Below are 13,178 nucleotides of genomic sequence, written 5' to 3'. Positions count from 1 at the left end.
CTCATGTGTGGTCGAATCAGCCAGTACCGCGATCCGCATCTGTACACACAGCAGCTTGGTCTCGCCGACCCGCTGATGCTGTTCGACGCCGCCGATCGCCGCCCCGGCTACAACCTCGCGCCGGGCACTCATCCGCTCGCGATTTACCCAGACCAAACGCTGCATGCGATCCACTGGGGTTATTGCCCGGACTGGGCGCGCGCGCAACATCTGCCGGCGACGATCAACGCGCGCGCCGAAACCGCGCCGCACACGCGCTACTTCAAAGATTTGTGGAAAACCGGACGGGTTTTGGTGCCGGCGGATGGCTGGTTCGAGTGGCGCATGGAAACGGCGCCACGAGCATCAAGCGGGGATCACACGGGGCAAACCGACGCAACGGTCCGCCAGCCCTATTTTGTGCGTCTGAAAAGCGATGCACCGATGTACCTCGCGGCCCTGTCGAGCGTACGCGGCACAGAACCGCAAACGGAAGGCATGGGATTGGTGATCGTGACGGCCACCGCCGACGCGGGTCTCGTCGACGTGCACGGTCAACGCCCGCTTGCGTTCGCGCCCGAAGCGGCGCGCCGCTGGCTAGACCCGGCTCTGCCTGTCGACGAACTCGGACAACTCGTACACGGTGCCTGTCTACCCGCCGCGCGATTTCGCTGGCACCGGGTGAGCCTCGAGGTGGACCGCACGCTCAACGACGAGCCGGGTCTGATCGAAGCGCTGGTTTGAACCTACGAAATGAACCACAGAACGCGGATCGAAACAGACTGACAAGCCTCAACGATCGCGCCGTTGCCCCTGCGAATCGGGACGTTCGATCTTGACCGGCACCAGTTGCGGCTGTTGGTCGCGCAGGCGGCGCAGCAGATCGCGCGATGCGGCGATTCCAATCAGTCCCAGCATGACGGCCACGCCGATCATCAGATGCGTATCCATGAATTCCTCGTCCTAATTGTTGCGGTTGTTGCAGTTTGCCGAACAGCGGCGAATTGAACGCGTCCGGCAGAATGCGGCGGCGCGTGAAACCACACGTTAGCAAATCGACTGCGGCGCAGAAGTAAGAAAATGTTGCGGCGCGGCACTTATGTAACAGGCTATCACGCCCCTTTGCGCGGCCTCGTCAATCAAGGTCAACCGCCCGCGCGGCGGGGCTTCAGCCGCGCGCGAACTGGCGCAACTCTTCCTGATCGACGGCCAGCGTGGCCGGCAATTCGTCGCGCAGAAATTCGACCCAGGTGCGAATTTTCGCGTCCAGATACTGCCGCGACGGATACAGCGCATACAGGTTCATTTCCTGCGACGTGTATTCCGGCAACAGCCACACGAGTTCGCCGCTGCGCAAGCCGCTGATCGCCGAATAGATCGGAATCAGTCCGATGCCCATTCCATTACACACCGCGACTGCCATCGCTTCGGCGACATTCACCTGGAAGGTGGCCGGGCCCAGAACGATCGTTTCCTCGCCGTTCGGGCCGTCGAAGGTCCATCTGTCGGCGGGAAACACTGGCGTGACCATTTGCAGGCACGTGTGCTGCGCGAGGTCCGCGGGCGTTTGGGGCACGCCATGCCGCTGCAGATAAGCCGGCGACGCGCAGGCGATACTGAACGCGCTGCCGAGGCGCTGCGACACCAGCCCCGAATCCGGCAAGCCGGTTGCGAGTGTCAGCGATACGTCGAAACCTTCGTCCAGCAGATCGGGCATACGCTGCGCGAGCGTCAGTTCGATATGCACGTCCGGATAGCGCTCCTGATAGCGGCCCACCGCCGGCACCACATAATGCTGGCCGAAGCTCGTCATCGCATGCACCTTAAGCTTGCCCGACGGACGCGCGTGGGCGTCGCTGGCCTCCGCTTCCGCCTGATCCACGTACGCGAGAATCTGCTCGCAGCGCTGCAGATAGCGCTCACCCGCCTCGGTCAACGCGATGCGGCGCGTCGTGCGGTTCAACAGGCGCGTGCGCAAATGCGCTTCCAAATCGGAAACCGCGCGCGAAGCGTACGCCGTGGTCGTGTTCAGGTGCTGCGCGGCACCCGTGAAGCTGCCCGCTTCCACGACACGGACAAATACGCGCATGTTTTGAAGCGTATCCATACTTTTCCTTGTCGATCCGGAGTTGGCGCTTTAGCTGTCGGCCATGCAAAGCGCTTACCCCGGTCCCCTACAACATAGTCGCAACATAATTGCGAATGATCGGCAGCGATTGTTACATGATTCGCAAAGGCGATTGTCTCATATTCCGTAAAAATGCCTTGCATCTTTACCGGTTATTCCTCAATCAATCAAAAAATATAATGGCGCACATGCTTCTATAGCCAATTTTGGAGGAAATCGTGCAGTCTCCGGTACAGAAAGGGATCGCCGCAGCCGCGGTTCTTACGATCCTATTAACAATCGCCGGCTGTGCAAGTACCGGAGGCATCGCGCCGCAAGATCGCGGAATCGAGCCTTCATCGCTCGATGCGGGCAACGCCATCCGGGCGGCCAACGCGGACGCTCAATGGCCCGCCGCCGACTGGTGGCGTGCCTATAACGATCCGCAACTCAACGCATGGGTCGAAGCCGCGCAGGCGGGCAATCCGAGCCTCGCTGTCGTCCAGGCGCGCGTGCGCGAAGCAGTATCGATGGCAGGCGTCGCCCGTTCGGCGCTCTCGCCGCAAGTCAACGGCAGTCTGTCGATCCAGCGTCAGAAATGGGCCGACAACCTCTACTACGGCCCGGGTCCGCTCGCGGGCGAGCAGTCGTGGAACAACACCGGCACGCTGGGTCTGTCGTACAACCTCGACATCTGGGGCAAGGACAAGAACGCCGCCGAGCGCGCACTCGACGCCGCCCACGCGAGCGCAGCGGACTTCCGCGCCGCCCAGCTCGAACTCGAAGGCAACGTGGTGCGCACCTACATCGAGCTGTCGATGAACTACGCGCTGCTCGATATCGCCAAGTCCACGCTGCAGCAACAGCAGCAGATCGTCGACCTGGCGAACCGGCGTCTGAAAGGCGGCATCGGCACGCAGCTCGAAGTGAGCCAGGCGCAAACGCCGATGCCGGAATACGAACGCCAGATCGACGCGCTCGAGGAAAAGATCGCGCTCGGCCGCAATCAACTAGCCGCACTGGCCGGCAAGGGTCCGGGCGCCGGCGACACGATCCAGCGTCCGACGCTCGCGCTCGACAACGCCCCCGCCGCCCTGCCGAGCGCCCTGCCCGCGGATCTGATCGGCCATCGGCCGGACGTGGTCGCGGCGCGCTGGACGGTCGCGGCGCAAGCGCGCGGCATCGACGTCGCCAAGGCCAGTTTTTATCCGGACATCAACCTGCTGGCGTCGATCGGCGGTTATGCGGCCATGGGGCCGCTGTTCCAGTTCCTGAAAGACCCATCGCATAGCTGGAGCGCGGGTCCGGCATTGTCGCTGCCGATCTTCGACGGCGGCCGGCTGCGCTCGCAACTCGGGGCGGCGTCGGCGGGGTACGACGAGGCGGTCGATCGCTATAACCAGTCGATCGTCGGCGCGCTGAAGGACATCTCCGATCAGGTGATCCGGATCCGCTCGCTCGCCACCCAGGCTGAGGACGCCGACCGTTCGGTCGCGGCGGCTCGCAAGAACTACGATCTGTCGCGCGAAGGTTATCGGCGCGGGTTGACTGACTATCTGAATGTGCTGATCGCGCAGAGCCAGTTGCTGCGCGCGCAGGAAGGCGTCGCGAAGATTCAGGCTGAGCGGCTCGCGGCGCACGCGTCGCTGGTCACGGCTCTCGGCGGCGGACTCGACGAACCCGCCAACGGACCGCAAGCTAACGAGACGCTGCCAGCGCATGGCAAGGGCAAAGGCCAGCCGGCGGCTGTGGCGCCTGCGGCTGCATCGGGCGCATCGGCGCAAACGGCCTCGACTGAGCGTGCCGGGGCCAGCGCGCCGGCGCCAGCCCTGGCCGGCAGCACGCACGCACAGGGGCCGTCCGCCAACGCGCCCGCGGCTGAGTAAGGAAGCCGGCCATGTCAGCCTCCCCCTCTCCCGCCTCACGCCCGGCGTCGTTTGCCGCGCTGTATTCGGCTGCCGCCGACTGGGCGCGCACCGATGGCCTCACCTGGGTCTATCTGTTCAAAGCGCTCGCCGCCTGCTTTCTGGCGCTCGGCATCGCGATGAAACTCGACCTGCCGCAGCCGCGCACCGCCATGACCACCGTATTCATCGTCATGCAGCCGCAAAGCGGGATGGTGTTCGCCAAGAGCTTCTACCGGATCTGCGGCACGCTCGTCGGCCTCGTCGTGATGCTCGCGTTGATCGGCCTGTTCGCACAGCAGCCCGAACTGTTCATCGTCACGACCGCGATCTGGGTCGGCATCTGCACGGCCGGCGCGGCGCGCAACCGTAACTTCAAGTCGTATGGTTTCGTGCTGGCCGGCTACACCGCCGCGCTGATCGGCATTCCGGCTTCGCAGCATCCGGATGGCGCGTTTTTGAGCGCGCTCACGCGGGTGGCCGAAGTGGTGGTCGGCATTCTCTGCGCGGGCGCGGTTAGCGGCCTCGTGTTTCCGCAATTCACCGGCTTGCAGATGCGCGGCACGGTGCGCGCGCGTTTCTCGGCCTTCGTCGAGTACGTGTCGACCTCGTTGGCCGGCCGCAACGACCGCGCGCAGATCGAAGCGACCAACGCGCGCTTTGTTGCCGACATCGTCGGTTTCGAAGCGGCGCGCAGTGTCGCCGTGTTCGAAGGTCCCGATTCGCGGATGCGCGGTGGCCGTCTCGCACGTCTGAACAGCGAGTTCATGACCGCCTCGACGCGCTTTCACGCGCTGCATCAACTGATGAACCGGCTGCGCGATACGAACACGAACGGCGCAACCATCGCGGTCGAAGCGCTGGAGCCGTACTTCAAGGAAATCGCCCCGTTGCTGGCGAAATCCGGCGAACCGGTGTTGAGCGCCGCCGACGCGGCCCACGCCGCCGCGCAACTCGACGTGTACAAGGCCGCGCTGCCCAAGCGGGTACGCGAAACCCGCGCCGCGCTGGAAACGCAGCCGGACGCGCCGCTGCTCGACTTCGACACCGGTGCCGAACTGCTGTACCGCTTCATCGACGATCTGCACGCGTACGCGGCCACCTACGCCTCGCTTGCGGTCGACACGCACGAACGCGAGCGCTGGATCGAGCGTTACGAACCTAAGACCAACGCGATCGCCGCGAGCGTCGCCGGCTTGCGCGCCACCATCGTCATGATCGTGCTCGGCGCATTCTGGATCGCGACCGCGTGGCCGAGCGGCTCGACCTTGACGCTGGATGCCGCGGCGGTATGCGCGCTGGCGTCGTCGTCGCCGAATCCGAAGCGCACGGCGTTCCAGATGGCCGGCGGCACGCTGGTCGCCTCGGTAATGGGCATGATCGCGGTGTACGGCGTGTATCCGCATATCGACGGTTTTCCGCTGCTGTGCGCGGCGCTCACGCCGTTCCTGTTGCTCGGCGTATTCATGACGACGCGCCCGGCGCTGGCCGGCTACGGCGTCGGCTATTGCATTTTCCTCTGCTTCCTGGCCGGCCCCGACAACCTGATTCATTACGACCCGAGCGGCACCATCAACGACGCGATCGCGCTGGTGCTGTCGATGCTGGTCTGCGCGCTTGCCTTCGCGGTGATGCTGCCGCCTTCGACGCCGTGGCTGCGCAACCGTCTGCTGGTGGACCTGCGCCGTCAGGTCACGCTGGCGAGCCGCGCGGGCATGCGGCGGGTGCGTTCGCGCTTCGAGAGCGGCGCACGCGATCTGATGTTCCAGATCAACGCGCTCGCGCAGAACGAACCCGAACTCAAACGCGACACCTTGCGCTGGCTCTTTTCGGTACTCGAAGTGGGCAACGCGATGATCGATCTGCGCCGCGAAGTGGCGGCGCTGCCCGCCGACGCGCGCTATGCGAAGTCGATGCCGTGGCGGGTCAGCCTGCGTGCGATGCGCGATGCGCTGACCGCGCTGTTCGAACAGCCGCGCGCGGACCGCTTCGACCGCGCGCTGTCCGCAACCGTCGACGCTATCGGCGCGGTTCAACTGATGCTGGCGACCTTCACGCCGCCGCGTGAGGAGCGGCATCAGTTGCAACGCATTCTGAGTCAACTGCATTTCATTCGTACCGCGCTGCTCGATCCGCAATCGCCGCTTGAACCGCTGGTGAAAGGACGTGCCGACGCGTCAGAAGGAGTTCGTCATGCCACGTGATATCGCCGTATTCGACGCCTACGTGCCGGCCATTGTGCTGCTGTTCGTCGCGGGCGCCGCGCTTACCTGGATGCTGGACCGCGTGATTGCCTATACGGGCCTGTATCGCGTGGTGTGGCATCCGTCCTTGTTCCGGGCCAGTTTGCTCGTGTGTGTGTGCGGCGTGCTGGGTCTTGCCGTTTATCGTTGATCAGAGTCGAAACATGACCATCCGAAATATTGTTGGCTTCGTCGCGACAGCCATTATTTTTATCGTCGCGATTTTGATTGGGCGCGTGTTGTGGGTTCATTACATGGATGAACCGTGGACTCGCGATGGGCGCGTGCGCGCTGAGATTGTGAATGTGGCGCCTGATGTGTCTGGCGCGGTTGTTGATTTGCCTGTTAAGGATAACCAACTGGTCAAGAAGGGGGATCTGTTGATGCAGATCGATCCTTCGCACTATCAGATTGCTGTTGAGCAGGCGCAAGCTGCCGTTGCCGCGCGTAAGGCCGAGTTGCAGATGAAGCGCGATGATGCGCAGCGGCGGGCGGATATGGATGCTTTGGTTGTGTCCAAAGAAAGCCGTGAGAATGCGACGCACACCGCTTCTGCTGCTGAGGCTTCCTATCAGCAGGCTTTGGCCGCGCTCGATGCCGCGAAGTTGAATCTCGAGCGGACTCGGGTGGTCTCGCCGGTTGATGGGTATGTCACTAATCTGAACGTCTTTCGTGGTGACTATGCCACGGCCGGGGCCGCCAAACTGGCGATCGTCGATAGTCACTCTTTCTGGGTTTATGGGTACTTTGAAGAGACCAAGCTGCCTCATGTTCGCATCGGCGATAAGGCTGAAGTTCGGCTTATGAGTGGGGGGACGCTGCAAGGGCATGTCGAGAGTATTTCTCGAGGAATCTATGATCGGGATAATCCTGAAAGCCGGGAACTGCTCGCTGATGTGAATCCGACCTTTAACTGGGTTCGGTTGGCGCAGCGCGTGCCCGTGCGGGTGAGGATTGATTCTGTGCCCGATGGGGTTGTGCTGGCTGCTGGGATTACTTGTACTGTGGTTGTTAAGCCTAGCTGAGGTGCTCTTTTTTTTGCCTGGGAGGCGCCTGTTTTGTTTTGGCTGGGCTTGGGGGGTGTTGGCCTTTCCTTGTTTTCTTAGTGGTCTATTGGCGTTGCCCCTGTGCGGGGCGGCACCTACTTTTCTTTGCCGGCCGCAAAGAAAAGTAGGCAAAAGAAAGCGGCTTTACACCGCCAGCTCATAAGTGGGTCCCCCGCGCAGCCACGGTAGTGGTGCATCTGGAATCTGTGTCCTCGCACATTTGGCGGTAGTGACAAGGCAGTCATACTTCCGGCGGCGCTGCGCGCGCCGATGCGCAGTTCGCACCCCTTATAACCTGAACTTTCCAACCATCTGCTTCAGGCCGCGGGCCTGGTCGTCCAGTGATCGGGCAGCCGCGGTTGCCTGCTCCACCAGCGCTGCGTTCTGCTGCGTGCCGGAATCCATCTGCGTTACCGCCAGGTTGATCTCCTCAATCCCCGCGCTTTGCTCGGACGACGCCGCCGAAATCTCGCCCATGATGTCCGTCACGCGCTTCACCGCCTTCACCACTTCATCCATCGTCTGACCAGCGTCCGCCGCCAACGTCGAGCCATTACTCACCCGCTCCACCGACGTACTGATCAACCCCTTGATCTCCTTCGCGGCAGCCGCGCTGCGCTGCGCGAGATTGCGCACTTCGGCCGCGACTACCGAGAATCCCCGACCCTCTTCGCCAGCTCGGGCAGCTTCCACCGCGGCGTTCAACGCAAGGATATTGGTCTGGAACGCAATCCCCTCGATTACGCCGATGATGTCGCCAATGCTTCGCGCGCTGTCGTTGATCTCGTTCATCGTCGCCACCACACGGCTTACTACAGCACCGCCCTTCTCCGCTATCTCCGATGCGTTGTTGGCCAAGGTGCTCGCCTGCTTCGCGTTGTCGGCGTTCTGTCTGACCGTCGAGGTCAACTGCTCCATGCTGCTCGCCGTCCGCTCAAGCGCCATCGCCTGCTGCTCCGTACGCTGCGACAAGTCGAGATTGCCCATCGAGATTTCGCCCGACGCCGTCGCAATCGCGTCGGCACTCGACGCGATGTCGGAGACCGTCGTCGCAAGGCCGCTTTGCATGTCGTGCAGCGCGTACAGCATGCTCGACTTGTCCTTGCGGCCCAGCACGATCTGATTCGATAAGTCGCCCGCAGCAATCCGGCTCGCAATTTCCTTGGCGTAGGCAGGCTCGCCGCCAAGCTGGCCGGCAAGGCGGCGCACCACCCACTCGCTAATGCCGAACGCCAGGGCGATCAGGCCAACCGTCATCACGGCGATCATCACGAACGACGAATGGAAAATAAAACCCGATGCCTCGATCGTCGCCTTGGCAGCGGTGCCGCGCTCTGCAACGAGTTCGTCGACGAGTTTTTCAAGCTTGCCAGTCTCGACCAGCAACGATACGTCCTGCGTGCCGACCTGCCAGTTCATCTGCGAAAGATCGAGCGGTTGCGCCTTCACGAGCTTCACGAAATCGCGCAAGTGGCCGCTCCACACTGCAACGGCCGCGGCAAATTTCTTCTGCTGGTCGACCGCCTTCGCATCGGACGTGTCGACGTACTGTTGCAGCGTACCGAGTTCCGTGCCGAGACCGTTCAGGCCCTTGTCGATGTCGGCGCCGAGGTCGTCGCGCTCCTTGGCCGTGGTCGCGGTGAGCAGCATCTTCTGTGCACGGCTCGCACGCAGCATGTGGCCGCGCGCCTCTTCGGCAGCGCGGCTCGCCACGTGTCCCTGGTCGTAGATCGATTGCGCGGAAGCGTTCAGGCGGCTGATCTGGGTCAGCGAAAATATGCCGATGACGAGGGTGCCGATCAGCAGCACGGCAAAGGCAAGCCGCAGCGTCGCCTTCACCGACAAACCCTTGAGCCGCACGGCGCGCGAATGGCCCTCCTGCCCATGTGACGGCTTGCCCGCCGCTTCCCCTTCCGGTACGAACCCCGCGCCCGTCTGGCCACCCAGCGAAACTGCTTTCATATTCCTCGTCCCCGCGTATCGACTGCCGGAAAGGTCGGTTCCGGCATTAATGCTTATCTCTCCGGGTCTACGGCATAAACGTCCGCGATCTTTAACGCCGCTCGTGTCAGCCAATCGTCATGCCCGGTCCTCGACGCGCCGCTTTGTAAGCTTCGCGCCCGCGACCGCTTTATACATGGCCAAAAATCGCAAAACCGCATTTATCAGAGGGCTTGCCAATCATCCGTGGCAATGGCAACACACCGGCCGAAAGCACCGCTGCGGTGCACCAGAGGTGCCAGTTTCGAGGCAGCCGCAGGCACCGCGCCGCTCGGACGTGTCCGATTCGCGACAAAACTTGTCCTTACATTTAGCCGAAGCCACATTAAACTTCGACAAATAGCTGACAAACCCGGACATCGCGTCGAAATGCCGCAGCGCTCGCTTTCCGTCTAACCGGCAAGCGACCCGGAGGAATGCCGACGCGTCAGTAGCCGAACGCCGGCAGCCAGAAATCACGACCTTTCACCCTTTTTTCTCTCTCATCTAGCGTATGGAAACGAGCCTCGATAAAAGCGCCCTCGCCGGCGCATCAGCCTCTCCCGCCAGTACTGCCGCCCCTGCCGCCCCTGCCGCCAAAGTCCAGCGTACGGTCTACTCGGTGCTGGGCGCGATCAGCTTTTCGCATCTGCTCAACGACATGATCCAGTCGTTGATTCTGGCGATCTACCCGATGCTGAAAGACAACTTCTCGCTGTCGTTCGGGCAGATCGGGCTGATTACGCTGACCTATCAGATCACTGCTTCTTTGCTGCAACCGCTGGTCGGCAGCTATACCGACAAGCATCCGAAGCCGTATTCGCTGCCTGTCGGCATGGGCTTCACGCTCGCCGGCCTGCTGTTGATGTCGGTCGCGCCGAGTTTCGGCGTGCTGCTGGTGGCCGCGGCACTGGTCGGTTGCGGCTCGTCGGTGTTTCATCCGGAATCGTCGCGCGTGGCACGTCTGGCGTCGGGCGGCAAACACGGCCTCGCGCAGTCGCTGTTCCAGGTAGGCGGCAATGCGGGTTCGTCGCTCGGGCCGTTGCTCGCCGCGTTGATCGTGATCCCGCATGGCCAGCGCAGCATCGCGTGGTTTTCGGTGGCCGCGCTGGTCGCGATCGTCGTGCTCGCGCAGATCGGCCGCTGGTACAAGCAGCATCCCGCAGTGAAGAAGACGCGTAGCCAGGCCGGTCACGCGACCCTGTCGCGCAATCAGGTCATGTTCGCGATGGCCGTGCTGATGCTGCTGGTGTTCTCGAAGTACTTCTACCTCGCCAGCATCAACAGCTATTTCACGTTCTATCTGATCGACAAGTTCCATCTGCCGGTGCAGGCCGCGCAGGTCCATCTGTTCGTGTTCCTCGCCGCGGTCGCGGCAGGCACGGTGATCGGCGGTCCGATCGGCGACCGGATCGGCCGCAAGTACGTGATCTGGGTGTCGATTCTCGGCGTTGCGCCGTTCACGCTGCTGCTGCCCTACGCCAACCTGTTCTGGACCGGCGTGCTGACGGTGATCATCGGTATCGTGCTGGCCTCGGCGTTCTCGGCGATCCTCGTCTATGCGCAGGAACTGATCCCCGGCAAGGTGGGGATGGTTGCCGGCCTCTTCTTCGGTTTCGCGTTCGGCATGGGCGGGGTCGGCGCCGCCGTGCTCGGGCAGTTGGCCGACGCGACCAGCATCACCTATGTGTACAAGGTCTGCTCGTTCCTGCCGCTGATCGGCGTGCTGACGGTGTTCCTGCCGGATGTCGAAGGCAAGCGCGCGAAAGCATGATGGCTTTGACTGTCCGCAAGTGAATGAAAAAAGGCGCCGCGGCGCCTTTTTTATTGTCCCCGCTCATGGTGAACCCGCGTTGTCCGCACCGCCGCGCCTGCACTATCCTTGTGCGGATAGTCGTACCGCTCTCTCGCCACGCCCCGGCGTCGTACGACTCGCCATCCGTTCACTCACGCAGCAGAAGGATCGCCGCCGATGACCACCTACCGCGACTTCCACCGTCGTTCGATTGAGCAACCCGAAGCGTTCTGGCGTGAGCAGGCGCAGCGGATTCATTGGCAAACCCCGTTCGATACCGTGCTCGATCGCTCGAATCCGCCGTTCGCGCGCTGGTTCGTCGGCGGCCGCACGAACCTGTGCCATAACGCGGTGGACCGGCATCTGGCGGAACGGGCGCAGCAAAACGCGCTGGTGTATGTGTCGACGGAAACCGGCATCGAGCGGCGTTATACCTACGCCGAGCTGCATGCCGAAATCAACCGCATGGCCGCGGTGATGCGCTCATTGGGTGTGAAGCGCGGCGACGTCGTGCTGCTTTACCTGCCGATGATCCCCGAAGCGCTGTTCGCGATGCTCGCATGCGCGCGGCTCGGTGCGATTCACTCGGTGGTGTTCGGCGGCTTCGCGGCCCCCAATCTGGCGGCCCGCATCGATGACGCGAAACCTGTGCTGATCGTCACGGCCGACGCCGGTGCGCGCGGCGGCAAGGTGATCGACTACACGCCTCTAATGGACGAGGCACTCGCGCGCGCCGCCCACAAAACTCCGCGCGTCTTGCTGATCGATCGCCAGCTCGCGCCGGAGCGCCTGAACGCGAGCTACCTCGTCGCCTACGAACCGCTGCGCGAACAGTTCTTCGATGCGCATGTGCCGTGCGAATGGCTCGAATCGAACGAGCCGTCGTACGTGCTGTACACCTCGGGCACCACGGGCAAGCCGAAGGGCGTGCAGCGCGATGTCGGCGGCTATGCGGTGGCGCTGGCGGCGTCGATGGAACACATCTTTCAGGGCAAGCCCGGCGACACGATGTTCACCGCGTCGGACGTGGGCTGGGTGGTCGGCCACAGCTACATTGTCTATGCGCCGCTGATCGCGGGGCTCACTACCGTGATGTACGAAGGCACGCCCATTCGCCCGGATGGCGGCATCTGGTGGCGTCTCGTCGAACAGCACAAAATCAACCTGATGTTCACCGCGCCGACCGCGTTGCGCGTGCTGAAAAAGCAGGACCCGGCACTGCTGAAAAAATCCGATCTGTCGAGCCTGCGCACCCTGTTCCTCGCCGGCGAACCGCTCGACGAACCGACCGCGAGCTGGATCGCCGGTGCGCTCGGCAAGCCCGTGATCGACAACTACTGGCAAACCGAAACCGGTTGGCCGATGCTGGCGATTCCTCGCGGCGTCGAAGCCTTGCCCACCAAATTCGGCTCGCCGGGCGTACCGTCGGCGGGTTTCAATCTGACCTTGCGCAACGAACTGACGGGCGAGCCCTGCCCGCCCGGCGAAAAAGGCGTGCTCGCGCTGGGCTACCCGCTGCCGCCGGGCTGCATGTCCACGGTATGGGGCGACGACAAGCGATTTATCAGCACGTACTGGTCGAGCGTGCCGAACCAGCAGGTCTACTCCACCTTTGACTGGGGTATTCAGGATGAAGACGGCTACGTCACGATCCTCGGCCGCACGGACGACGTGATCAACGTTGCCGGCCATCGGCTCGGCACGCGCGAGATCGAAGAAGCGTTGTCGAGCCACGCGGCGGTCGCGGAAGTGGCCGTGGTCGGCGTGAACGATGCGCTCAAAGGTCAGGCGGCGATGGCCTTCGTCGTGCTGCGCGATCCGCAGGCTTACCCGGACGACAAGGCGCGGGCGAAGCTGGAAACCGAACTCACCGCGACCGTCGACCGCCATCTCGGCGCGATTGCACGGCCGGCGCGTGTGGTGGTGGTGTCGATGCTGCCGAAGACGCGCTCCGGCAAGTTGCTACGCCGCGCGATTGCGGCGCTGGCGGAAGGACGCGAACCGGGCGATCTGCCGACGATCGAGGATCCGTCCGCTTTGCAGCAGGTGCGCGAGGCGCTGGGAGACTCAACGAAGCACTAGGCCTTTCGTGCCATGAACGGGCGACGCACTCGTGTGCCGCCC

At 63.2% G+C, this 13,178-nt stretch carries 10 protein-coding genes; 7 read left to right on the top strand and 3 right to left on the bottom strand.

Going from position 1 to position 13,178, the window contains the following annotated elements; all coding sequences use genetic code 11:
• Positions 1-3: 3 nt before the first annotated feature.
• Positions 4-723, top strand: a complete 720-nt coding sequence (locus tag HWX91_RS30805) for an SOS response-associated peptidase (RefSeq protein WP_028200175.1) — start codon at positions 4-6, stop codon at positions 721-723.
• Positions 724-771: 48 nt separating this feature from the next.
• On the opposite strand, the gene HWX91_RS30800 is transcribed toward HWX91_RS30805, so the two are convergent.
• On the bottom strand, positions 772-930 hold the full coding sequence (locus HWX91_RS30800; RefSeq protein WP_167440531.1) for a hypothetical protein: 159 nt from the start codon (positions 928-930) through the stop codon (positions 772-774).
• Positions 931-1,147: 217 nt separating this feature from the next.
• Complete coding sequence (locus tag HWX91_RS30795; RefSeq protein WP_028200174.1) at positions 1,148-2,086, bottom strand: LysR family transcriptional regulator; 939 nt, start codon at positions 2,084-2,086, stop codon at positions 1,148-1,150.
• A gap of 239 nt (positions 2,087-2,325) precedes the next feature.
• Between HWX91_RS30795 and HWX91_RS30790 the strand changes: the two genes are divergently transcribed.
• The 4 genes from HWX91_RS30790 to HWX91_RS30775 are packed head-to-tail and all read left to right on the top strand — an operon-like array spanning position 2,326 to position 7,258.
• Positions 2,326-3,972, top strand: coding sequence for an efflux transporter outer membrane subunit (locus HWX91_RS30790; RefSeq protein ID WP_042277212.1), 1,647 nt, complete (start codon positions 2,326-2,328; stop codon positions 3,970-3,972).
• Positions 3,973-3,983: 11 nt separating this feature from the next.
• The gene (locus tag HWX91_RS30785; RefSeq protein WP_028200172.1) at positions 3,984-6,194 is read left to right on the top strand and encodes an FUSC family protein; all 2,211 of its coding nucleotides are present in this window, start codon (positions 3,984-3,986) and stop codon (positions 6,192-6,194) included.
• Positions 6,184-6,384 carry a DUF1656 domain-containing protein gene (locus HWX91_RS30780; protein ID WP_028200171.1) on the top strand — a complete coding sequence of 67 codons (201 nt, stop codon included), beginning with the start codon at positions 6,184-6,186 and terminating at the stop codon, positions 6,382-6,384. Before HWX91_RS30785 ends, HWX91_RS30780 begins: the two co-directional genes overlap by 11 nt.
• 13 nt (positions 6,385-6,397) lie before the next feature.
• The gene (locus HWX91_RS30775; protein WP_028200170.1) at positions 6,398-7,258 is read left to right on the top strand and encodes an efflux RND transporter periplasmic adaptor subunit; all 861 of its coding nucleotides are present in this window, start codon (positions 6,398-6,400) and stop codon (positions 7,256-7,258) included.
• Positions 7,259-7,567: 309 nt separating this feature from the next.
• Here HWX91_RS30775 and HWX91_RS30770 read toward each other — a convergent pair whose 3' ends face one another.
• Positions 7,568-9,241, bottom strand: coding sequence for a methyl-accepting chemotaxis protein (locus HWX91_RS30770; RefSeq protein WP_028200169.1), 1,674 nt, complete (start codon positions 9,239-9,241; stop codon positions 7,568-7,570).
• Positions 9,242-9,773: 532 nt separating this feature from the next.
• On the opposite strand from HWX91_RS30770, the gene HWX91_RS30765 reads away from it, so the two are divergent.
• Both HWX91_RS30765 and HWX91_RS30760 read left to right on the top strand, forming a co-directional pair.
• Positions 9,774-11,033, top strand: coding sequence for an MFS transporter (locus HWX91_RS30765; protein WP_028200168.1), 1,260 nt, complete (start codon positions 9,774-9,776; stop codon positions 11,031-11,033).
• Positions 11,034-11,231: 198 nt separating this feature from the next.
• Positions 11,232-13,136 (top strand): propionate--CoA ligase, encoded by a 1,905-nt coding sequence (locus tag HWX91_RS30760; protein ID WP_028200167.1) that lies wholly within the window; start codon positions 11,232-11,234, stop codon positions 13,134-13,136.
• Positions 13,137-13,178: the final 42 nt, after the last annotated feature.

This window comes from Paraburkholderia fungorum (assembly GCF_902833645.1).
In the GTDB taxonomy this organism is placed as follows: Bacteria; Pseudomonadota; Gammaproteobacteria; order Burkholderiales; family Burkholderiaceae; genus Paraburkholderia; species Paraburkholderia fungorum.
The sequence above is the reverse complement of the archived record's forward strand: the minus strand, read 5'-3'. Positions and strand labels throughout refer to the sequence as shown.